This is a genomic window from Chryseobacterium sp. SORGH_AS_0447 (assembly GCF_030818695.1).
Classification (GTDB): domain Bacteria; phylum Bacteroidota; class Bacteroidia; order Flavobacteriales; family Weeksellaceae; genus Chryseobacterium.
Genome location: NZ_JAUTAR010000001.1, coordinates 3,679,494 through 3,700,520, shown reverse-complemented (window position 1 = coordinate 3,700,520; position 21,027 = coordinate 3,679,494). Strand labels below are relative to the sequence as shown.

The 21,027-nt window shown below is 39.3% G+C and carries 24 protein-coding genes and 4 tRNA genes; 25 read left to right on the top strand and 3 right to left on the bottom strand.

Going from position 1 to position 21,027, the window contains the following annotated elements:
• Positions 1-57 precede the first annotated feature (57 nt).
• The 24 genes from QE422_RS16810 to QE422_RS16705 all read left to right on the top strand — a co-directional run bounded on the left by QE422_RS16810 (position 58) and on the right by QE422_RS16705 (position 17,682).
• Positions 58-831, top strand: coding sequence for a ParA family protein (locus tag QE422_RS16810; RefSeq protein ID WP_294304375.1), 774 nt, complete (start codon positions 58-60; stop codon positions 829-831).
• 34 nt (positions 832-865) lie between these two features.
• Entirely contained in the window at positions 866-1,756 is an 891-nt protein-coding gene (locus QE422_RS16805; RefSeq protein ID WP_294304376.1) for a ParB/RepB/Spo0J family partition protein, read from the top strand.
• Positions 1,757-2,398: a DUF5683 domain-containing protein gene (locus QE422_RS16800; protein ID WP_307460953.1), complete on the top strand. Its 642-nt coding sequence runs from the start codon at positions 1,757-1,759 to the stop codon at positions 2,396-2,398.
• Positions 2,399-2,500: 102 nt separating this feature from the next.
• Entirely contained in the window at positions 2,501-3,226 is a 726-nt protein-coding gene (gene dapB / locus QE422_RS16795) for a 4-hydroxy-tetrahydrodipicolinate reductase (RefSeq protein WP_307462395.1), read from the top strand.
• Positions 3,227-3,341: 115 nt separating this feature from the next.
• Positions 3,342-4,997 (top strand): signal peptidase I, encoded by a 1,656-nt coding sequence (lepB, locus tag QE422_RS16790; protein ID WP_307460950.1) that lies wholly within the window; start codon positions 3,342-3,344, stop codon positions 4,995-4,997.
• A 59-nt stretch (positions 4,998-5,056) separates the two neighbouring features.
• On the top strand, positions 5,057-5,680 hold the full coding sequence (locus QE422_RS16785) for a WbqC family protein (RefSeq protein ID WP_373463411.1): 624 nt from the start codon (positions 5,057-5,059) through the stop codon (positions 5,678-5,680).
• Position 5,681: 1 nt separating this feature from the next.
• Positions 5,682-7,358 carry a S8 family serine peptidase gene (locus QE422_RS16780; RefSeq protein WP_307460945.1) on the top strand — a complete coding sequence of 559 codons (1,677 nt, stop codon included), beginning with the start codon at positions 5,682-5,684 and terminating at the stop codon, positions 7,356-7,358.
• Between the two features lie 126 nt (positions 7,359-7,484).
• Complete coding sequence (locus QE422_RS16775) at positions 7,485-7,979, top strand: lipocalin family protein (RefSeq protein ID WP_307460942.1); 495 nt, start codon at positions 7,485-7,487, stop codon at positions 7,977-7,979.
• 20 nt (positions 7,980-7,999) lie between these two features.
• The gene (locus tag QE422_RS16770; RefSeq protein WP_307460940.1) at positions 8,000-8,689 is read left to right on the top strand and encodes an OmpA family protein; all 690 of its coding nucleotides are present in this window, start codon (positions 8,000-8,002) and stop codon (positions 8,687-8,689) included.
• Positions 8,690-8,794: 105 nt separating this feature from the next.
• Positions 8,795-9,682, top strand: coding sequence for a decaprenyl-phosphate phosphoribosyltransferase (locus tag QE422_RS16765; protein ID WP_307460937.1), 888 nt, complete (start codon positions 8,795-8,797; stop codon positions 9,680-9,682).
• Positions 9,679-10,995 (top strand): FAD-binding oxidoreductase, encoded by a 1,317-nt coding sequence (locus QE422_RS16760; protein ID WP_307460934.1) that lies wholly within the window; start codon positions 9,679-9,681, stop codon positions 10,993-10,995. Before QE422_RS16765 ends, QE422_RS16760 begins: the two co-directional genes overlap by 4 nt.
• Before the next feature lie 5 nt (positions 10,996-11,000).
• Positions 11,001-11,726, top strand: coding sequence for an SDR family NAD(P)-dependent oxidoreductase (locus tag QE422_RS16755; RefSeq protein WP_307460930.1), 726 nt, complete (start codon positions 11,001-11,003; stop codon positions 11,724-11,726).
• A 149-nt stretch (positions 11,727-11,875) separates the two neighbouring features.
• Positions 11,876-12,463 carry an HAD family hydrolase gene (locus QE422_RS16750; protein WP_307460928.1) on the top strand — a complete coding sequence of 196 codons (588 nt, stop codon included), beginning with the start codon at positions 11,876-11,878 and terminating at the stop codon, positions 12,461-12,463.
• A 98-nt stretch (positions 12,464-12,561) separates the two neighbouring features.
• Positions 12,562-13,737: a cysteine desulfurase family protein gene (locus QE422_RS16745; protein WP_307460925.1), complete on the top strand. Its 1,176-nt coding sequence runs from the start codon at positions 12,562-12,564 to the stop codon at positions 13,735-13,737.
• Positions 13,738-13,821: 84 nt separating this feature from the next.
• Positions 13,822-14,139, top strand: a complete 318-nt coding sequence (gene trxA, locus QE422_RS16740) for a thioredoxin (protein ID WP_027379107.1) — start codon at positions 13,822-13,824, stop codon at positions 14,137-14,139.
• Between the two features lie 136 nt (positions 14,140-14,275).
• Positions 14,276-14,349, top strand: a tRNA-Asp gene (locus QE422_RS16735).
• A gap of 138 nt (positions 14,350-14,487) precedes the next feature.
• Positions 14,488-14,561 (top strand) — tRNA-Asp (locus tag QE422_RS16730).
• A gap of 142 nt (positions 14,562-14,703) precedes the next feature.
• A tRNA-Asp gene (locus tag QE422_RS16725) sits at positions 14,704-14,777 on the top strand.
• 33 nt (positions 14,778-14,810) lie between these two features.
• A tRNA-Asp gene (locus QE422_RS16720) sits at positions 14,811-14,884 on the top strand.
• 37 nt (positions 14,885-14,921) lie between these two features.
• On the top strand, positions 14,922-15,167 hold the full coding sequence (locus QE422_RS16715; protein ID WP_307460920.1) for a GIY-YIG nuclease family protein: 246 nt from the start codon (positions 14,922-14,924) through the stop codon (positions 15,165-15,167).
• Positions 15,168-15,188: 21 nt separating this feature from the next.
• Positions 15,189-15,521, top strand: a complete 333-nt coding sequence (locus tag QE422_RS20020; RefSeq protein ID WP_373463410.1) for a GIY-YIG nuclease family protein — start codon at positions 15,189-15,191, stop codon at positions 15,519-15,521.
• Between the two features lie 11 nt (positions 15,522-15,532).
• A complete protein-coding gene (locus QE422_RS20015; protein ID WP_373463409.1) occupies positions 15,533-15,883 on the top strand; it encodes a GIY-YIG nuclease family protein in 351 nt (116 codons plus the stop codon).
• Positions 15,884-16,005: 122 nt separating this feature from the next.
• Positions 16,006-16,248 (top strand): GIY-YIG nuclease family protein, encoded by a 243-nt coding sequence (locus QE422_RS16710; protein WP_307460917.1) that lies wholly within the window; start codon positions 16,006-16,008, stop codon positions 16,246-16,248.
• Positions 16,249-16,719: 471 nt separating this feature from the next.
• Positions 16,720-17,682, top strand: coding sequence for a L,D-transpeptidase (locus QE422_RS16705; RefSeq protein WP_307460915.1), 963 nt, complete (start codon positions 16,720-16,722; stop codon positions 17,680-17,682).
• Here the strand turns inward: QE422_RS16705 and QE422_RS16700 are convergent.
• From QE422_RS16700 to QE422_RS16690, 3 genes are all read right to left on the bottom strand, one after another.
• Complete coding sequence (locus tag QE422_RS16700) at positions 17,679-18,203, bottom strand: hypothetical protein (RefSeq protein WP_307460912.1); 525 nt, start codon at positions 18,201-18,203, stop codon at positions 17,679-17,681. The genes QE422_RS16705 and QE422_RS16700 overlap by 4 nt on opposite strands.
• Position 18,204: 1 nt before the next feature.
• Positions 18,205-19,485 (bottom strand): PDZ domain-containing protein, encoded by a 1,281-nt coding sequence (locus tag QE422_RS16695; RefSeq protein WP_307460910.1) that lies wholly within the window; start codon positions 19,483-19,485, stop codon positions 18,205-18,207.
• A 155-nt stretch (positions 19,486-19,640) separates the two neighbouring features.
• Complete coding sequence (locus QE422_RS16690; protein ID WP_307460907.1) at positions 19,641-20,279, bottom strand: alpha/beta hydrolase; 639 nt, start codon at positions 20,277-20,279, stop codon at positions 19,641-19,643.
• A 243-nt stretch (positions 20,280-20,522) separates the two neighbouring features.
• Here QE422_RS16690 and QE422_RS16685 point away from each other — a divergent pair, with 243 nt between their 5' ends.
• Positions 20,523-20,975 (top strand): hypothetical protein, encoded by a 453-nt coding sequence (locus tag QE422_RS16685; RefSeq protein ID WP_307460904.1) that lies wholly within the window; start codon positions 20,523-20,525, stop codon positions 20,973-20,975.
• The last annotated feature ends 52 nt before the right edge of the window (positions 20,976-21,027 follow it).

Genomic DNA, 21,027 nt, shown 5'->3' with positions numbered 1-21,027 from the left:
TATCTGTTCATTAAGGGCACGGAAAAATGTGTATTTTTGAAACCTAAAGTTCTAACAATGGCAAAAATCATAGGTATCGCTAATCAGAAAGGAGGAGTTGGGAAAACCACAACCGCTGTAAATTTAGCTGCAGCATTAGGGGTATTGGAAAAGAAGATATTAATTATCGATGCTGATCCCCAGGCGAATGCAACGTCGGGGTTGGGGGTGGAAGATGTACGGTATTCTACCTACAATCTTTTGGAGCATAGCGTAGATACGGCAAAATGCATCAAGCAGACGGCAACGCCGAATCTGGATATTGTGCCGTCCCATATCGACCTGGTAGCCGCTGAGATCGAACTGGTGGATAAAGAAGAGCGCGAATACATGCTGAAAAAAGCATTGGAAAGCGTAAGAGCAGATTATGATTATATTATCATCGACTGTGCGCCGAGTCTCGGTTTAATTACCGTAAACGCCCTTACGGCAGCAGACTCCGTGATCATCCCGATCCAGTGTGAATATTTTGCATTGGAAGGTCTTGGGAAATTACTGAACACCATCAAAAATGTTCAGAAAATCCACAATAAAGACCTGGATATCGAAGGTTTGCTTCTTACCATGTACGACAGCCGCCTGAGATTATCCAATCAGGTAGTAGAAGAGGTAAACTCCCACTTCCCGGAAATGGTTTTCGAAACCATCATCAGCAGAAACGTAAGGTTGAGCGAAGCACCGAGCTTTGGAGAAAGCATTCTGAACTACGATGCCGAAAGCAAAGGAGCCATCCAGTACATTCAACTGGCGGAAGAAGTTTTATTGAAAAACGAAAAATTAGTAAAGAATTAAAAGCAGCTAGCCGAGCTAAACGCTAAAAACAGATATGAAGGATAAAAAAAGAGCGATGGGACGTGGTTTGGGCGCAATTCTTAGTGCCGAATCCAAAGCAACAATCAACTCTGCTACCGATGAAGGGGCAGATAAGTTTGTGGGAAATATTGTAGAAATTGCATTGGAAGATATTTATCCCAACTCGACCCAGCCAAGAACTTATTTTGACGAAAAAGCATTGAACGAACTGGCATTGTCCATTAAAAATTTAGGAGTAATTCAGCCGATTACCCTAAGAAAAGACGGCGGAAAGTTCGAAATTATATCAGGAGAAAGACGTTACCGTGCCAGTAAAATTGCAGGCTTGGAGTCTATTCCGGCCTACATCCGTCTGGTAAACGATCAGGAGCTTCTTGAGATGGCCCTTGTAGAGAACATCCAGAGGGAAGATCTTGATGCCATTGAAATTGCACTGACTTATCAGCGTTTGATGGAAGAAATCGGTCTTACGCAGGAAAACCTGAGCCACAGGGTCGGAAAGGACAGAAGTACCATTACCAATTCAATCAGATTGCTGCGATTGAATCCGGATATCCAGAATGCCATCCGCAGTGGTGAAATTTCTGCAGGACACGGAAGGGCGATCATCAGTCTGGAAAGTGAAGAACACCAGCAGATTCTTTTCGAGCTGATCATCAAAGAAAAGCTGAATGTACGCCAGGCAGAACAGGCAGCCACAGCAATTAAAAACCCGAAATCTCCGGCTGCAAAAAAAGCAAAAGCAGAGCTTTCAAACAACTATAAAAGAGCGCAGAAGACCATTGCAGACATTCTGGATGTAAAAGTCGAAATCAAAGCCGCTCCCAACGGAAAAAAAGGGAAAATTGTTCTGGATTTCAAAAATGAAGATGAGCTGGAATATATTTTATCCCACATTAAATAAATGAAAAAAATACTGTTCACCTTTTTTCTGTGCCTCTTTGCTTTGGCCTCGTCACAGGTAAATCCCAACGATACGATCCGGGTCGATTACCGTCCGAAAGACAGTATAGGCGTGGAAAGAAACAATACCAAAACCGAAGCGAAAGTAGTTTCGGACCTGGAAAAAGCAAATGGGCCTACACAAAAAACCCTAAAGCTGAATCCTACAAAAGCAGGTTTATATTCTGCCGTTCTTCCGGGACTTGGGCAGGTATACAACAAAAAATACTGGAAAGTTCCCATTGTATTGGGAGCCGTAGGAACGGGAGTCGGGATCGCCATCTGGAATGATAATCAGTATAAAAAATACCGTGGATACTACATCGCCAAGCTCAACGGAACCCCGAATGAATTCGTAGATACCCATCCTTGGCTGGATAAAACAGCATTGGGAAATGCACAGGACAGGTCTAAAAGACAGCGCGATTATGCCATCGCCATTAGTGGGCTTATTTACATTCTGAACATCGTGGATGCCGTGGTGGATGCCCATTTATACGAATCCCGCCGTGATCCGGATCTTACCCTGAATCCTACTATGGTTCAGGACCAATACGGCATTGCTCCTCCGAAGACGGGTATCAGTTTAAGTTACAGATTTTAAAAAATAATATAAAACTGCTTTAATTACGCCGTTGTTGCGTGAAACGCCTTTGCGAGCGAAAAATGTGAAGAACGATTTTTAAACGATCTTTGCGTTAAAAATATAAGCGGAAAAACAAATAAAAATATGAAAATAGCATTGGTTGGATACGGTAAAATGGGGAAAATCATCGATGAAATCGCCACTAAAAGAGGCCATGAAATCGTTGCCCGGTTAAAGGAGACCCCAACTGCTGAAAACCTGAATAACCCGGACGTTGTTATCGAGTTTTCCCTGCCCGAAGTGGCTTATGAAAACATTAAAGCCTGTCTGGAAAATAAAATTCCTGTCATCTGCGGAACTACCGGCTGGCTGGAAAAGAAGCCTGAAATCGAAAAGCTAGCGGTGGACAATGGTATTGCCTTCCTTTATGGCTCCAATTTCAGCTTAGGCGTTAATTTGTTTTTTGCCTTAAATGAAAAACTGGCAGACCTCATGAAAAATGTAGACGAATATTCCTGCCAGCTGGAAGAAATTCATCACGTTCATAAAAAAGATGCTCCGAGTGGAACAGCAATTTCGATTGCCGAAGGAATCTTCAAACACAACCCAAAATTTGACGCGTGGAAACTGGAAGAAACCCAAGACAACCAGCTGGGTATTTTTGCCATCCGTGAGGATGAGGTTCCCGGTACACACAGCGTTTTCTACAGAAGCGAAGTGGATGAAATCGAAATCAAACACACCGCTTTCAACAGAAACGGTTTTGCATTGGGCGCAGTGGTGGCTGCCGAATGGATCAAAGATAAAAAAGGAAATTTCGCAATGAAGGATGTTTTGGGGCTTTAGTCTGTAACAAAATCCCTAAATTGCAGACCAAATAAAGTGAAAGATGAATAGTTGTTCAAAGATCATTGATCAATCATCATCCATCAATTATAGTATAGATTAGGCACAAAAATTTATGAATTATTTTTTAACATATGCATTTTATGTTCTCATTTTGTCAGTACTGATGGGAATTTCCACCTGGAAGCTGTTTAAAAAACTGGGGTACAATCCGTTATTTTCTTTTATCCCATTCTACAATTATTTCATTATCCTAAAAGAAACGAAACATCCGAAATGGTGGGCCATTCTATCATATCTTCCGATTGTAGGACCTATTATGATGTCTGTTTTTCATTTATATTTAATGAAAAAATTCGGGAAAACCCTCTTCAAAGACAGGCTTCTTACAGTAATTCTGCCATTCATTTACATGGCTACGGTAAATTACGGAAAAGATGTTGAGCTGGAAGATGAAAATGACCTGTTCCTTACAGACGAAGAAAAAGAAGCGAAGAAAAAAGATTCTTTTATCGGATCGGTTACTTTTGCCGTGGTTTTCGCTACCATTATCCACGTTTTTGTTACCCAGCCTTTCGGAATCCCGACAGGGTCTATGGAAAGAACGCTGTTGGTAGGAGATTTCCTATTTGTAAACAAATGGAGCTACGGATACAGGCTGCCGATGCGTCCTTTGGCCATTCCTTTCTTACAGGGAACCATCATGGATACCGGTGAAAAAGGAAACCCGAAAGATGATCCGAAATCTTACGTTGACGGAGTAAAGCTTCCTTACGAAAGAATTTTTCAATTCAATAAGCCTCAGAAAAATGATGTGGTAGTATTCAACTATCCACAGGACTCTGTACATACAGCAACCGACCGAAAAGATCCTTATGTAAAACGATGTGTGGCGGTAGCAGGCGATACTTTCGAGATGAGAGCCGGAAGACTTTTTGTAAACGGAAAACCGGAGACGGTTCTTGGCGACCAGGAAGTACAACATGCTTACACGGTAAATACCGGAACACAGTTGGATATTCCAAGTATGTATAATACGTATGGATTCCTGCCGGTAAGAGAAATGCAGAATGAAAAAGGCGGATTTACCTATATGTTCCAGGGACTTACTGATCAAACGGCGAAGGACATCAAAACGCTGCCGAATGTAATCAGTATGGAAGAAAATATTTATCCTAAAGATTCCGCAACGATTTCTTATAAATTAAATGCTGATAAAACCGCATATACGAAGAGTATCGATACGACCCAATCTATCTTCCCGATTAACAAATCTTGGAACCAGGATTGGTATGGCCCTTTAAAAATTCCTAAAAAAGGTGATGTAGTGACCATTAACCAGGAATCTCTTCCGACTTACCAGTGGATTATCTCTGAATATGAGCACAACAGCCTGGAAAATAAAAACGGTAAAATCTTTATCAACGGAAAAGAAACCAACCAATATACGATCCAGCAGGATTATTATATGATGATCGGTGATAATCGTGATGCGTCATTGGATGCGAGATTCTTCGGATTTGTTCCTGAAGAAAATATTGTCGGAAAACCGATGTTTACGTGGATGAGTATACAAGGGGCTTTCAAAGATGCCAGCTCTTCTTATCAGGCGCCATTCAAAGTACGTTGGGACAGGATGTTTAAAGCAACAAACACGGGAGAAGCCAACAAAACTTCTTACTGGTGGATTGCAGCAATGATCCTTATCTTATTCTTCGGATGGGAATATTTCGTTAAATTATTCAGAAAGAAAAAGACAGGCGAAGATTAATAAGTTAAAATAAATATAAATAGAATGAAGTATTTGAAAAAATACTTCATTTTTGCATTATGAATATGAAGAATGTATTATTACCGGTATTTTATTTACCGCCGATTTCATGGTTTTCCGTATTCCTGGATCCTGAAAACGAAGTCCTTTTCGAGCAGTTTGAAAGCTTCCCCAAGCAAACGTACAGAAACAGGGCAAACATCTATGGTGCCAATGGAAAACTTTCATTAATTATCCCCATTGCGCACAACGGAAGCAGGGCTTTTAAAGATATTGAAATCTCTCACAGGGAAGACTGGAGGAATCTGCATTGGAAATCTATTAAAACCGCTTACCAGAGTTCTCCTTATTTCGAGTTCTATGAAGACAAGCTCAGGAAAATATACGATCTGAAAGAAAAGTATGTGCTGGATTTTAATCTTAAAGCACTGGAAGTAATCCAGCAGATTCTCAAAACTGAAAAGGCATACTCTTTGAATCAGGAATACATCAAAATTCCGGAAGAGATCAATTTCAGGGAAAAGTTTTCAGCTAAACTTTCCTCAGAATTTGAAATGGATGAATACTATCAGACATTCTCAGACAAACTGGGATTTTTAGAAGATTTATCAATTTTGGATCTTATCTGTAACAAAGGCCCGGAATCGATGACTTATATTAAAAATATTAAACAATCATACTAGCATGAAAAAGGTATTATTAGCCGCTGTTTTTTTAGCGGGATTCGGTTTTTCAAATGCACAGGAAGCAAAATCCGGTGTTGACCCGAAAGAAAATAAAGATCTTATGACTTGGTATCATAAAGATTTTGCTGCAACCAAAGTATATGGGGTTAACACGGAAAATGCATATAAATTTTTAGAATCTAAAGGGCTTAAACCTAAAACAGTAGTAGTAGGTGTATTAGACAGCGGTGTTCAGGTAGATCATCCCGGATTGGTAAAGAATGTATGGACCAACCCGAACGAAGTTCCTGGAAACGGCAAAGATGACGACGGAAACGGATATATCGACGATGTTCACGGATGGAATTTCATCGGTGGTAAAAACGGCGATATCGATGTTGATAATATGGAAGTAACCAGAGTGGTCGCCAAATATAAACCGATCTTCGAGGGTGAGGACTCTTCAAAAAATAAAGCAAATCAGGCTAAGATGCCGGAAGAATTCGCAATGTACATGAAGGCGAAGGAACTCTTTACAAAGAAGAGTGTGGAAGCAAAACAGAGTTTCCAGATGTACAGCATGATCAGCGATGCGATTCCTACAATGGTAAGATTGCTGAACGGGAAAAATGTAACGCCTGAAACGGTAGCAGCGATAAAGCCGGCAGATCAGAAAGAAGCTATGGCTGCTCAGGTTTTGGCTCAGGTTTCACAAAGCCCTGAATTCAAAGGGAAAACTCCAGCTGAATTTGAAAAAGCTATTTCCGGTGAAATGAAAGAAGCGCTTGATTATTTCGGTCCTCAGTCAAAACAATATGATCTTACTTATGATCCGAGAAAAGAAATCGTAGGAGATAACTATGACGACTATTCGCAAAGAAATTATGGGAATAACCATTACGAAGGTCCTGATGCGGAACACGGTACCCACGTTGCGGGGATCATCGCCGGACTTCCAAATGGAAAAGAAATCCAATATGGAGTAGCTTCTAAAGTGGCTAAGATCATGTCCGTAAGAACCGTTCCGAACGGTGATGAGAGAGATAAAGATGTTGCCAATGCCATCCGGTATGCTGTAGATAACGGAGCGAAAGTATTGAATATGAGCTTTGGTAAACCGGTTTCTCCGGGTAAAAACGTTGTTTGGGATGCTTTCAAATATGCTCAGGATAAAGGGGTACTTTTGGTAAAAGCAGCGGGTAATGAAAACGAAGACGTTGCAGAACATCTGGCTTATCCTACCAACTTCAAAAATGTTACCGATGAAAAACCGTTTGTAAATAACGTTTTAGTAGTAGGAGCAAGTACGAACAAGAATGATGCATTAAGAGCAGGATTTTCCAACTATAACAAAAAAATGGTAAATGTTTTTGCTCCGGGTGAAGAAATTTATTCTACGGTTCCTCACAACGAATATAAGTACCTTCAGGGAACTTCAATGGCATCTCCTGTCGTAGCAGGGGCAGCGGCTGTTCTATTGGCTTATATGCCTTCACTAACGCCTGCACAGGTTATTGAATCTCTTGTAAAATCCAGCAATCCGAGTACGGTTAATCAGTTTGCAGATTATTCGCAGGCAGGAGGGGTAATTGATCTTGAAAAAGCAGCGGAATATGCTTATAATAATTTTTACAAAGGAAAATCTTCCTCTTCAAATAAGGCTGTAAAATCCGTAAAAAAGAAGGTTAAAAAATAGTTTATCTTCCTGTTTTTTAAGCAGAACCATATAAAGTCCGAAATTATCGGACTTTTTTTATTGCTATTATTTAATTTTTGGCACGGTTTTTTGTGACTTTATTCTAACAAAATAATAAACAACAAAATGAAAAAGTTACTATTTGCAGGGATGTTGGGAACAGCGCTTTTTGCAACGTCATGTTCCGGAGTTAAAAATGCTCAGACATCGCAGAACCAGAGATCAGAATTTCTTAAAATGAAAGGCGACTGGCAGATTGTCAGCATAGATTATGATAAAAATTTCAAAATAAAACCTTTTGATGACGGAGTAGATGCGCAGTGTTTTGTTGGAAGCCATTGGAGATTAATCCCTAACAACTGGACCGGTGCTTATACCCTTAATGGAGGTGGAACCTGCGGCGCAGGATTTACGCAGCCGATCAAGTTAAATGTAGTAAGCGGTAATACTTTTGAATTCAAAAAAATTGCTGAAGGAACAAAAGCAAAACAAAATACGGCTGGATATTCTTTAACGCTGATTAACCAGTCGACAGACCAATTTTCATTGGAACAGAACATTCCTTTCGACGGAGAAAATGTAAGAGTTGTTTACAACTTCGAGAGAGCAGGGATGAAGTAATTAATTTAAAATAATAAAAGATGAAACTTACAAAAACATATATCGGAGGGCTTTTCTTGTCATCAGCGTTATTGCTTACAAGCTGTGAAGCGGTACAGAATTCTAATCACCAGCAAAGAGGTACGGCAGTAGGTGTTGCATCGGGAGCGGTAATTGGAGGAATTCTTGGAAACAATGTAGGAAGAGGAGGAAACGGAGCGATCGGAGCAGTACTGGGAGGTATTATTGGTGGTGTTGCTGGTAACGTAATCGGTAATAAAATGGATAAGCAGGCAAGAGAAATTAAAGAAACATTGCCGGGTGCTGAAGTGGAAAGAGTGGGAGACGGAATTAAAATTACTTTAAATGAAAGCATTGTAAACTTTGATTTCGATTCATCTGCATTAACGACCACTGCAAAAACTAACTTAGATAAACTTGCTCAGGTATTAACCAATAACCCTGATACAAATATCAATATTTACGGACATACAGACAGCAAAGGTTCGGATTCGTATAATATGAGTCTTTCCGAAAGAAGAGCAAATGCTGTAAAAGCTTATTTATCCGGTAAAGGAATTGCTTCCAGCAGACTATTTGCTAAAGGAGAAGGGGAAAGTATGCCGGTAGCATCCAATGATACCGATGCCGGAAGAGCTAAAAACCGAAGAGTAGAATTTGCCATTACAGCAAATGAAAAAATGATTCAGGATGCTCAACAGGGACAGTAACAATTAACATATAAATATTTTCTTAAATAACCGCTTTTGCGGTTATTTTTGTATTTTTATCCGGATAATTTAGAAATCATTATTTTTGCATTTGAAACAACATAAATGAAGAAATATGTAAAGCTGCTCCGCGTGGAGCAATGGGTGAAAAACCTTTTTGTTTTTGTTCCTCTCTTTTTCTCAGGTAATATTAAAAACCTCGACTTACTTACCAAGAGCATTTTTGCTTTTATCATTTTTTCATTGGCCGCCAGTGTTGTTTATATTCTGAACGATTACAATGATATCGAAGCGGATAAAAAGCACCCCGAAAAAAGAAGACGTCCGTTAGCAAGCGGGGCCATCTCAAAATCGAAGGCTATAGGAATTTTCATTGGTCTTATTATTGTCGATATTGCGCTTGTATTTGTTGCCCAATCCTATTTTCAGGAAAGCTTATGGAAATTCGCTACCATTGTCGGATTCTATTTTGTAATGAATCTGGCCTATACCTTTAAATTAAAACACGTTCCCATTATCGATATCTCCATCATTGCTGTAGGATTTGTCCTGCGGGTTCTGGCAGGAGGGTATATTACCGGAATCAGTATTTCTCAATGGGCGATTTTGCTGACATTTGTTCTGGCACTGGTTCTGGCCATCGGAAAAAGACGGGGAGAACTGATCAATGCTCAGGTTTCCGGCAAGACAAGACGCGCTTTGGACGGTTATAACGTACAGTTTGCAGATATTGCCCTTTCCATTTCGGTTACACTTGCCATTGTCTGTTATTTAATGTTTACCCTGTCACCGGAAGTTCAGGCAAGATTCCATTCACGGGTTTTTTATACCGTGATTTTTGTTGTTTTTGCATTTTTAAGATATTTACAGCAGACGTTGGTATACAACAGAACGGAGTCCCCTACGAAAATCGTTTACCGGGACCGATACATCCAGGTTACTCTGGTGTTATGGGTTGCTGCATTTTTAATCCAAATTTATTTTAAAAAATGAAGCCGAATTTTATACAGAAAGTTACCAACTGGGGGAATTATCCCATAGTGGAAAAAGAAATGAGGTCTGATGACAGCTTCAAAAAAATAAAAGAATTTGTCCTCAATAACAATGAAGTAATCGCGAGAGGAAATGGAAGATGCTATGGAGACTCGTCATTGGGCGAACACATATTTTCAACAAAAAAATTAAATAAATTCATCAGTTTTGACCGTCTGAACGGAATCATCGAATGTGAATCCGGAGTTTTGCTTTCCGATGTTCTGGAAATAGCCGTCCCTCAGGGATATTTTCTGTATGTAACACCGGGAACTAAATTCGTTTCCGTAGGCGGAGCAATTGCATCTGATGTTCACGGCAAAAATCATCATGCCGAAGGCTGTTTTTCAGAATACGTCATTGAATTTAAACTGATGATTGAAAGTGGTGATGTAATTACCTGTTCAAGAGAGGAAAATTCAGATAAATTCTGGGCTACCATTGGCGGCATGGGACTTACGGGAATTATTCTGACGGCAAAATTTAAATTAAAAAACATAGAGTCGGCTTATATCCGTCAGGAAAGTATCAAAGCCGAAAATCTTGATGAGATCTTCACGCTTTTTGAAGAGAGTGAGAACTGGACGTATACCGTTGCCTGGATCGATTGTCTTCAGAAAGGTAAAAATATAGGAAGAAGTATCCTGATGAGAGGTGAGCATGCTTTCCAGCACGAATTGCCACAGAACCTCAAAGAAAAACCATTACGGTTGAAAAAGAAATTCGAGCCCACAGTTCCTTTTTATTTCCCGGGATTTGTCTTGAATGCTTTAACGGTAAAGATTTTTAATTTTCTGTATTATAAAAAACAGGCTAAAAAAGAGGTGAAAAGTTTTACCGACTATGAAACTTTTTTCTATCCTTTGGATTTCGTGAATGACTGGAATAAGATCTATGGAAAATCCGGTTTCATCCAATATCAGATGATGATCCCTAAAGAATCGGGTAAGGAAGGAATGAGAAAAATCCTTGAAACCATTGCCAACAGCGGAAATGGATCTTTTCTGGCTGTTTTAAAGCTTTACGGAAAAGAAAATCCGCAGGCTTACAATTCCTTTCCTTTTGAAGGGTATTCGCTTGCACTTGACTTTAAGGTCAATTCAAAACTTAAAAAACTGATCAGTCAGCTTGATGATATTGTAGAGCAGTACAACGGGAAGATTTATCTTACCAAAGACAGCATGAGCAGATCATCCCTTACCAATTACCTTAAAAATGTCCAAAGCTCGAAATTTGTGTCTTTGCAGCATAAAAGAATTTTAAATAATATTTAGCACGAATGATCGTTTTAGGAAGCACGTCGGAAGTAGCGCAGGCTTTTGTGGAAAAAGCTTTACAGGAAGGGGAGAAGTTTGAAAGAATTTATCTCTTTACCTCCAATAGGGAAACAACCGAAAGATTTGCCCGGCATATCGATGTGAAATTTCTCCAGCAGTCGGAGGTTATTGAATTGGATCTGATGAAGGAAATCGATTACAACCGTTTTGAACAGATTAATTCAGGGTTGCTGTTCTGTGCAACAGGATATCTGGGCGAAGGTACTGCAGAAGGCTTATACGACAATAGAAATACAGAGCGCATTATTGATATCAACTATGCAAGACTGATTCCTGTTATCAATTATTTCGCCCATAAGTTTGAAAGCAGACGATCCGGGACTATCATCGGATTATCCTCCGTAGCAGGAGACCGTGGGCGACAGAGCAATTTCATCTATGGAAGCGCAAAAGCGGCATTTACGGCTTATTTAAGCGGCTTAAGAAACTATCTTTTCGATAAAAAAGTTCATGTTCTTACGGTAAAACCGGGATTTATGGCCACTAAAATGACTGAAGGATTGCCTTTGAATCCTAAACTAACGGCAACGCCGAAGCAGGCGGCGGAGTGTATTTTTAAAGCCTATAAAAAGCAGAAGAATGTAGCTTACGTACTACCGATTTGGGGAATCATTATGATGATTATCAGGAATATCCCTGAATTTATATTTAAAAAATTAAAGCTTTAAAAACCGTTTTAGAGAAACTGAAAGCTAACCTATTTTTTGATTTTAATTAAATTGATTTTAGCTAATAGACAAAGCGTATAAAATATACCTGAAGTCTTTTCGTTTACCATAATATTGACAAAATTTAAAAATAAGATAAAGGAAGAACAATGAAAAAATTGTATTGTTTTGATTTTGACGGAACTCTTACTTACAAGGATACGATGTTTATGTATCTTAAATTTTACGATCCCACAAAATTCAGGCTGCAGTTTTTGAAGCATGTTCCACTTTTTGTTCTATTAAAACTAAGACTGGCAGAAACTGAAAAAGTGAAAAAAAGCTTTATCGGCTCTATCCTTAAGGGGCAGACCCAGGAAAAGATCGAAAAAAAATCCCAACAGTTCTTTGAGGCGCATTATCCTAAAGTGGTAAGAGAAAATGCTTTGGACTTTATTAAAAATATAGATCACGAAAATACACAGAGCCTATTGGTAACAGCATCACTCGACATCTGGGCAAAGCCTTTTGCTGATGCTTTTAACATGAAGCTATTGGCCACTCAGGCTGAGTTTAAGAACGGTGTTTTCACAGGAAACTTTATCGGGAGAAACTGTAACGGCAATGAAAAACTTGCCCGTATTCAGACAGAGATCAGGGATAAAAAATATGATAAGATTATTGCTTTCGGAGATACCTCAGGAGATAAGCCGATGTTAAAATGGGCAAATGAGGGACATTATCAATTTTTTCACTAATTTTGAACGGTAAAAAATGGAAAACCCGAAAGAGGTAAGAATCAGTCGGTTCAGATTCCATTTTTTATTGTACTGAAACTAATATTTTCAAAGTAAAAATGAATAAAATATACCTTGATAACGCTGCTACGACTCCGCTTTCGGAAGAAGTTATCGATGCCATGGTGGGTACCATGAAAATGAATTTCGGGAATCCGTCCTCAACACACAGTTTCGGTCAGGAGGCAAAAATTCTGATCGAAAACGTAAGAAGACAGGTAGCCGATTATCTTCATGTGACGCCGGCTGAGATTATCTTTACTTCATGCGGGACAGAATCAAACAATATGATCATCAAGTCCGCTGTCGACCATCTTGGTGTTGAGAGAATTATCAGTTCTCCCTTGGAGCACAAGTGTGTTTCGGAAAGCATCCTGGATATGAAAGCACGTAAAGGAGTAGAGGTAAACTACATCCGCCCGAATGAAAAGGGAGATATCGATCTTACTAAATTAGAAGAACTTTTAAAGGCATCCGATAAAAAAACCTTGGTAAGCTTGATGCATGCCAACAATGAAATCGGCAACCTTACCGATATTAAAAAAGTAGCCAAATTGTGCAAAGCGCATCACGCGTTATTTCATTCCGATACCGTACAGACGATGGCCCATATGCAGCTGGATTTCTCCGATATTCAGGTTGATTTCGCATCATGCAGTGCCCACAAATTCCACGGCCCAAAAGGAATCGGATTTGCTTTTATCAGAAAATCCAGCGGTCTGAAAGGAATCATTACCGGTGGACCTCAGGAAAGAAGCTTAAGAGCAGGTACTGAGAATGTAGCAGGAATCGTAGGTTTAGGAAAAGCTTTGGAAATTTCCCTTAATCATTTGGAGGAATATGCCAATCATATGCAGGCTATCAAAAGTTATGCTGCCGAAAAACTTACGGAAGCAGTTCCGGGCATCAAATTCAACGGAAGAAGTGCAGAGCAGGAAAACAGTCTTTATACGGTTTTAAGTGCTCTATTACCCTATAAAAACCCGTTAATCGGGCTGCAACTGGATATGAAGGGGATTGCAATTTCTCAGGGAAGCGCATGTTCGTCAGGAGCATCGAAGCCTTCCATGGTAATGATGATGGTTTTATCAGAAGATGAAATGGATCATTGTACACCGCTGCGAATCTCTTTTAGTCATTTAACGACGAAAGAAGATATCGATGCTTTGGCAGACGCTTTGATGGAAATCTCAAAAGATTTCGTTATAGAAAATACAAATGTTGAGCATAGATAGGCTTATTGCTCAAAAAGCGTAATTTTGACTATCCGATTAAAGGAAATCAATTAAGAAGAATATTAATTTAAATAAAAAAATAAAATGGCTTTAGAAATTACAGACAGCTCATTTCAGGAAACGGTTTTAAAATCAGATAAGCCGGTATTGGTAGATTTTTGGGCAGTATGGTGCGGACCGTGCAGAACGTTGGGACCAATCATCGAAGAGGTAGCAACAGACTTTGAAGGAAAAGCAGTAGTTGGAAAAGTAGATGTGGATAACAACCAGGAAATTTCTATGCAGTACGGTATCAGAAATATCCCTACAGTTCTTATTTTCAAGAATGGGGAGGTTGTGGATAAATTGGTAGGAGTAGCTCCAAAAGAAGTGATCGCTGAAAAACTAAGCGCACACTTATAAAATAATAATTTTGATTATGAACGCCTTCCGGTTTCGGGAGGCTTTTTTTTTGAAATAAATTTGCAGGTAACGAAAAAAGTTGTACTTTTGCCATCACAAAAAAGAAACGAGGTTCTTTAAAAACAAGATAAATCTTGATCCGGTAGTTCAGCTGGTTAGAATGCCGCCCTGTCACGGCGGAGGTCGCGGGTTCGAGTCCCGTCCGGATCGCAAAAAGTTTTCAATTTACTTTTAAATAAAATTGATCGGAAGTTTCGTAGTTTAAATACGGCCTTTTATCTTGTCCCAAGACGAGACGGGTTCAGAACTCCGGATAACAGAAGTTTTTTTCAATTTCTTTAAAAAATTGATCCGGTAGTTCAGCTGGTTAGAATGCCGCCCTGTCACGGCGGAGGTCGCGGGTTCGAGTCCCGTCCGGATCGCAGAAAGTTTTCTCAATTTACTTTTAAAATAAAATTGATCAGAAGTTTCGTCGTTTAAATGCGGCCCTTTCATCTCGTCCTAAGACGAGACGGGTTCAGAACTCCGGATAACAGAAGTTTTTTTCAATTTCTTTAAAAAATTGATCCGGTAGTTCAGCTGGTTAGAATGCCGCCCTGTCACGGCGGAGGTCGCGGGTTCGAGTCCCGTCCGGATCGCAGAAAGTTTTCTCAATTTACTTTAAAAAAATTGATCCGGTAGTTCAGCTGGTTAGAATGCCGCCCTGTCACGGCGGAGGTCGCGGGTTCGAGTCCCGTCCGGATCGCAAATCCTGTAAATCATTTTACAGGATTTTTTTGTTTATGTATTTCGTCTATATTTTATATTCTGCAAGCCGTGATGTATATTACAAAGGCTTTTCTGAAAATGTTGAAAGGCGTTTACTCTATCATCTTGAATCCAAGAGCAAGTATACATCGGGAACAAATGATTGGAAAATAGTTTATGTGCAGGAATTCGAAAGCAAGTCTCAGGCTTTGATTGAAGAGAAAAGGTTGAAGAAACTGAATCGTGTTTCTCTTGAAAAGCTTATTAAAGATAAAGATTAATTTGACGGTAGGTTGGTTAGAATGCCGCCCTGTCATCTCGTCCTAAGACGAGACGGGTTCGAGTCCCGTCCGGATCGCAAATCCTGTAAATCATTTTACAGGATTTTTTTGTTTATGTATTTCGTCTATATTTTATATTCTGCAAGCCGTGATGTATATTACAAAGGCTTTTCTGAAAATGTTGAAAGGCGTTTACTCTATCATCTTGAATCCAAGAGCAAGTATACATCGGGAACAAATGATTGGAAAATAGTTTATATGCAGGAATTCGAAAACAAATCTCACGCTTTGATTGAAGAGAAGAGGTTGAAGAAACTGAATCGTACTTCTCTTGAAAAACTTATTAAAAGATAAAGATTAATCTGATGATTTGTTTGGTTAGAATGCCGCCCTGTCATCTCGTCCTAAGACGAGACGGGTTCGAGTCCCGTCCGGATCGCAAATCCTGTAAATCATTTTACAGGATTTTTTTGTTTATGTATTTCGTCTATATTTTATATTCTGCAAGCCGTGATGTATATTACAAAGGCTTTTCTGAAAATGTTGAAAGGCGTTTACTCTATCATCTTGAATCCAAGAGCAAGTATACATCGGGAACAAATGATTGGAAAATAGTTTATATGCAGGAATTCGAAAACAAATCTCACGCTTTGATTGAAGAGAAGAGGTTGAAGAAACTGAATCGTACTTCTCTTGAAAAACTTATTAAAAGATAAAGATTAATCTGATGATTTGTTTGGTTAGAATGCCGCCCTGTCATCTCGTCCTAAGACGAGACGGGTTCGAGTCCCGTCCGGATCGCAAATCCTGTAAATCATTTTACAGGATTTTTTTGTTTATGTATTTCATCTATATTTTATATTCTGCAAGCCGTGATGTATATTACAAAGGCTTTTCTGAAAATGTTGAAAGGCGTTTACTCTATCATCTTGAATCCAAGAGCAAGTATACATCGGGAACAAATGATTGGAAAATAGTTTATGTGCAGGAATTTGAAAGCAAGTCTCAGGCTTTGATTGAAGAGAAAAGGTTGAAGAAACTGAATCGTACTTCTCTTGAAAAACTTATTAAAGGATATTAATCTGATGATTTGGTTGGTTAGAATGCCGCCCTGTCATCTCGTCATCAGACGAGACGGGTTCGAGTCCCGTCCGGATCGCAAATCCTGTAAATCATTTTACAGGATTTTTTTGTTTATGTATTTCATCTATATTTTGTATTCTGCAAGCCGTGATGTATATTACAAAGGCTTTTTTTATTTATGTTTTTTGATAATAATCATTTATAGTCACGAGCTGATGCGATAAAATATATTAAAATAGCATTTTCTTAAGTCTCTAAAACAGGAATTTATGTTTTATATATTTGGGACATCACCGTATTTTCCCGGTATTTTTCTTCTACACTTTTTCAATCCGATTTTAGGTCTGATATTTGTACTGAGTAGGAAAAATCAATCCGACCATATTTATTTATGAAAAACATATCTCTGAAAAAATCATTTCTTTCTGCTGTTTGTATAGCATTCATGCTCTTATCATGTAAAAAGGAAATGGAAAAGATCAATGATAAGATCCAGGATACTTCTTCGGCAGTATTGGAGGATTCAGATGAAGAAAAAGATTCAGTTGTCGCAAAAAGAGATTCGGTAGTTCAGAAGGAATCGATGCCGCCCGCTATGCAGGAAGATGGTTTTTACAATGCTTTTATCTTTCCGAAAGATAAAAAAATGAAAGATTCGCTATTCGCTGTTTTCAATAAAAAATATTCTGCTTCAGAACGATATGCGATCCTTGCGCTAAACCGCCTGGATTCTAAAAATAAATGGAATGCCGATACCTTGGTCGTTCCTGCAAAAATCGATACGACACTAATGGAATATGCGCCCTTTCCGATGCAGCTTGATGTGTTGAGTCCGGTGAAAAAGTTTGTCGTATTTTCGTATCCTATTCAGGCTTTCGGAGTGTATTCGAACGGTACGCTTGTTAAGTGGGGCCCGACAAGCATGGGTAAGAAATCTGCCAAAACAAAAACGGGTCTTACATTCGCCAACTGGAAAAAGCAATTGGCTATTTCCACGGTAAGCAGCGAATGGAAACTTCCTTATAATTTCAATATTTTTAATCTGGACGGGATCGGGTGGCACCAATACGATCTTCCGGGATATCCTGCATCGCACTCATGCTTACGATTGCTGATGAAGGATGCCAAATGGCTGTACGGTTACGCAGATACCTGGGTGCTGAACCCCGGAGGGGCAACTACAAAAGCCAAAGGAACACCTGTTCTGGTGTATGGTGATTATGGCTGGGGAAAAAGAAAACCTTGGAGAAGATTGCTGAGCGATCCTAACTCCAACAGTGTTTCCGTAGAGGAAATGACTAAAATGATCGAACCGAATATCGAGAAAATTTTGAAAGAACAGGACAACCGCGAAAAAGTGGTGGATTCCATAAAAGCAGCAAAAGCCGTATTGGAACAGATGCCCCAGACTACGAAGACGGTAGCTCCTTAATCTGTTTTTTCGAAAGGAAGGGTAGATTCTTCAGCAAATTTTCTAAGCTTTATCATTTCGTCTTTGCCTTTGTGCTGACCGAATCTTGCGGCCGCATAAGTAAGCAGTATGAAGCCGATCATAATAAATGAGGCGGTAAGAGCCCATGGATATTCTTGACTTTTAATTTGCTTTTCCACATAGTACATGGAAAAAAATACCATCCACAGAATCGAAAAGGAAAAATACAGGAACATAAAGAAGGTCCATACAGCAGAGCTGGGTCCGAAAACGCCCCTCACGGAAGTCTTTTCGTCTTCGGTTTCAATTCTCAGTGATAATCTCGGTTTCCAGTAGGTTTCGTATTCTGTTTCTACACAAATGGTGGCTATCTCCTTGTTGATGTTTCCCGAAAATTCATTCCGGTGTTCCGCGAGGTACTTTTTAAGGTTTTCTGCATATTCCTCTTTGGTCAGGTGGGTAAACATGGTGAACCTCGGCCGGGTACGGATTTTATCTAATGTTGTTTCTTCGGTATTCATATTATTCTTGATAAGGTATTGGATCTTCCAGGGTAAATTTTAACATCAGCGGTTTGTTCTTTCTTTCGATAATCATTTCTATGGTTTTGCCTTCGTCGGATTTCATCATTTCCATTATTTTCTGCAAAGTCATATCTGCAGTTTTCTTGCCATTTATGCTGATGAGGCGGTCATCTTTCTGCAGTCCGGCTTTGGCACCGGGAGAATCTTTCCTTACGCCGGCAATTGAAAAGATGGGTTTCAGGACAAAATTATATTGCATATTGTTGTTGATCACTTCCGTGCTTCCGGCAGGTGCTTTATTACTTTTTGCAGGCAGGCTGATCAGGTCTTTCGTCCATTCCACACCATCCTGTTTGAAATCGAGTCCGCTCATATTAAAATGGAAAGGATCGTTGAAATTTCTGTTTTTCTTTACATATAGTTTCTGATTCTTATAGTCGAAAGCTACGGTAAAACGCCGCATAATATCTCCGCCCACTGAGCCTTTTCTATTCTCTACCATATTCACATGCTGAATCGAAAATTCGTCCGGCATTGCGGTAAGCGGTTTTTCGAATGTAAAGCTTCCTAAATACAGATGGTGGATCCGGCTTCTTTTACCGTAAACATCGCCATTAAATCCTCTTCCTAAATAATCGTCGATGTTTGGTCTGTTATAGACGAAATCTTTTATAAGAGCCGGAAAAAGCCAGATCGCATCACTGTTTCCGAGATCAATCAGCAGTTTTGAGGGCTTCCGTTCTTTGGTCATTTCTACATCAGCAAACAGATAAGGTTTATTCTTTTCGATGCTGATGCTGATCTCTTCAAACTTTCTGATTCTTTTTCTGAATACGTTTTCGTCGTTATAAATGGTGATTTTCTTTGTAGAATAATCGATCACCAACGGATGGTCCTTAAAAAAATGATACCCGATAATACCGTTTACAGGAATGCCGATATGAGAGGAAATATTAAAATCCTGTTCAGTAATAATATAAACCGTCATAGACCGGTTTACAAAGTCTTTTCCGATTCTCGCCACATTATGATCGGAACGGAAACCGTCAATACTGGCGGTACCTCCCAATCCCGAAAATCTGATTTTTTCCACATTCTGCAGGGTCAGTTCTTGGTTTTCCAGACTGAAAATAGAGGTTTCCGCAACGCCGGTATCCAACATAAAGGTAAGGTCGGCACCATTGATGTTGACAGGAATGAAAATTAAATTGGCGATAAGTTTAAAAGGAATGACGGTTTTTTCGGCGTCTTCAATTTCAAAGGAATTCTGAGCATTCATAAAAACGCTGAAAACCCAACCCTACCAAAAAACACCTTAGTTTCATGTACTGAATTTAATCATTTTATCTTTACTGTAAATAAAAAACATTCCCGATGCCGGGAATGCCTGTATGTTTTATAAAAAAATAAAGAATATGCTGAATTTTCCGTAACTTATTTTGAAAAAAAATCCATCAGATCCATGTAATTCTTTTGGTTCACGCCATGGCCGCTCATATACTCCCTGAAAGTAAAATAGCAGCTGAGATCATACAACAGATCCGCAGCCTTTCTTCCCCATTCCAAAGGGATAACCGCGTCATCCGTACCGTGTGAAATGAAGAATCTGAGTCTTTCCAGTTTTTTCTTATCCTTTATGATATCGGTCAGTAATTTTTCTTCCGGATAGCTGCTCATGCACGCTACAAGGTTAAACATTTCAGGATACTTCAACGCCAGCGCATAACATAAAATGCCTCCCTGACTGAATCCGCAGAGGTGGGTTTTACCCTGTGTAATGCCGTAATTGTTCACGATTTTTAAAATACTTTCCAGTACGCTGTTCAGGGATTCTGTGGCCTGCGGTACATCTACAAACTTTTCAGGATTGTTGAAATCGATATCATACCACGAAAAACCTTCAAACTGTGTGGCGCGTGGCGCTCTGAAACTGACGATGATCCAGTCTTCGGGAAGGGTTTCCCTGAAGCTGAAAAGGTCCTGCTCGTTGCTTCCGTAGCCATGAAGCATAAAAAGGATAGTGGTATTAGGCGTAATATGTTCCGGTTCTCTTACAATGTAATCTAAATTCATGGGACAAAGATAATTAATAATGATGTATTTCAGAAGACGGTGTAAAAATGAGACCAATCGGAAGGGCCTGACAAACTGTCTGAAATCAGGTGGTTAGCCTTTCAAATATTTGGCAGGAAATACCGTTCTAAATATTTATTAAATTGATATTATTTGGAAATCTTTGTTGGAAATTTTACATAAAAGTTATTTTTATATTGATAAAAAACCTATATTTGAAACATTAAAAATCTATTTGGAGAAATGAAGCAATTTTACAAATCAAAAAGTTTACTTAGACTTTCTTTTTTATTCGCTGTACTATTTTCAGTAATTTTTGTGGTTAATTCTTGTAAGAAAGATGACGACGATGGATATACGGATCATGTGATTAAGTTCGAAGCAAAAATAAATACCAATGGGCCGACTCCTGCTCCAAGCCCTGCTGTACTGGGAACTTTCAAAACTGTGGTAACACAGATCGGAACTGGACAGAGTACAACGTTCAACCCTACGGGAACTACCTGGTCAAGCGGTGATATGTATGTGAGTTCAAGCCAGTCTCAGCTTAATTTAGCAGCGAATGCAACGCTTCCTTATTCGGATTCTGAACTGATTATTACGATCTACGTAGACGGTGAAGTTGCCAAAACACAGAAAGTAGTGGGAACAGGCGATAAGAGTGCTGCTGTTTTTTACAGTTTCTTAGAATTATAAAATTATCAATACAACGATATAAAGACCATCTTTACGGATGGTCTTTTTTATT

Excerpts from the sequence above, each read along its gene's own strand:
- QE422_RS16810 (WP_294304375.1), top strand. The coding sequence starts at position 58 with ATGGCAAAAATCATAGGTATCGCTAATCAGAAAGGAGGAGTTGGGAAA.
- QE422_RS16805 (WP_294304376.1), top strand. The coding sequence starts at position 866 with ATGAAGGATAAAAAAAGAGCGATGGGACGTGGTTTGGGCGCAATTCTT.
- QE422_RS16800 (WP_307460953.1), top strand. The coding sequence starts at position 1,757 with ATGAAAAAAATACTGTTCACCTTTTTTCTGTGCCTCTTTGCTTTGGCC.
- lepB (WP_307460950.1), top strand. The coding sequence starts at position 3,342 with ATGAATTATTTTTTAACATATGCATTTTATGTTCTCATTTTGTCAGTA.
- QE422_RS16785 (WP_373463411.1), top strand. The coding sequence starts at position 5,057 with ATGAATATGAAGAATGTATTATTACCGGTATTTTATTTACCGCCGATT.
- QE422_RS16780 (WP_307460945.1), top strand. The coding sequence starts at position 5,682 with ATGAAAAAGGTATTATTAGCCGCTGTTTTTTTAGCGGGATTCGGTTTT.
- QE422_RS16775 (WP_307460942.1), top strand. The coding sequence starts at position 7,485 with ATGAAAAAGTTACTATTTGCAGGGATGTTGGGAACAGCGCTTTTTGCA.
- QE422_RS16770 (WP_307460940.1), top strand. The coding sequence starts at position 8,000 with ATGAAACTTACAAAAACATATATCGGAGGGCTTTTCTTGTCATCAGCG.
- QE422_RS16765 (WP_307460937.1), top strand. The coding sequence starts at position 8,795 with ATGAAGAAATATGTAAAGCTGCTCCGCGTGGAGCAATGGGTGAAAAAC.
- QE422_RS16760 (WP_307460934.1), top strand. The coding sequence starts at position 9,679 with ATGAAGCCGAATTTTATACAGAAAGTTACCAACTGGGGGAATTATCCC.
- QE422_RS16755 (WP_307460930.1), top strand. The coding sequence starts at position 11,001 with ATGATCGTTTTAGGAAGCACGTCGGAAGTAGCGCAGGCTTTTGTGGAA.
- QE422_RS16750 (WP_307460928.1), top strand. The coding sequence starts at position 11,876 with ATGAAAAAATTGTATTGTTTTGATTTTGACGGAACTCTTACTTACAAG.
- QE422_RS16745 (WP_307460925.1), top strand. The coding sequence starts at position 12,562 with ATGAATAAAATATACCTTGATAACGCTGCTACGACTCCGCTTTCGGAA.
- trxA (WP_027379107.1), top strand. The coding sequence starts at position 13,822 with ATGGCTTTAGAAATTACAGACAGCTCATTTCAGGAAACGGTTTTAAAA.
- QE422_RS16715 (WP_307460920.1), top strand. The coding sequence starts at position 14,922 with ATGTATTTCGTCTATATTTTATATTCTGCAAGCCGTGATGTATATTAC.
- QE422_RS20020 (WP_373463410.1), top strand. The coding sequence starts at position 15,189 with ATGCCGCCCTGTCATCTCGTCCTAAGACGAGACGGGTTCGAGTCCCGT.
- QE422_RS20015 (WP_373463409.1), top strand. The coding sequence starts at position 15,533 with ATGATTTGTTTGGTTAGAATGCCGCCCTGTCATCTCGTCCTAAGACGA.
- QE422_RS16710 (WP_307460917.1), top strand. The coding sequence starts at position 16,006 with ATGTATTTCATCTATATTTTATATTCTGCAAGCCGTGATGTATATTAC.
- QE422_RS16705 (WP_307460915.1), top strand. The coding sequence starts at position 16,720 with ATGGAAAAGATCAATGATAAGATCCAGGATACTTCTTCGGCAGTATTG.
- QE422_RS16700 (WP_307460912.1), bottom strand. The coding sequence starts at position 18,203 with ATGAATACCGAAGAAACAACATTAGATAAAATCCGTACCCGGCCGAGG.
- QE422_RS16695 (WP_307460910.1), bottom strand. The coding sequence starts at position 19,485 with ATGAATGCTCAGAATTCCTTTGAAATTGAAGACGCCGAAAAAACCGTC.
- QE422_RS16690 (WP_307460907.1), bottom strand. The coding sequence starts at position 20,279 with ATGAATTTAGATTACATTGTAAGAGAACCGGAACATATTACGCCTAAT.
- QE422_RS16685 (WP_307460904.1), top strand. The coding sequence starts at position 20,523 with ATGAAGCAATTTTACAAATCAAAAAGTTTACTTAGACTTTCTTTTTTA.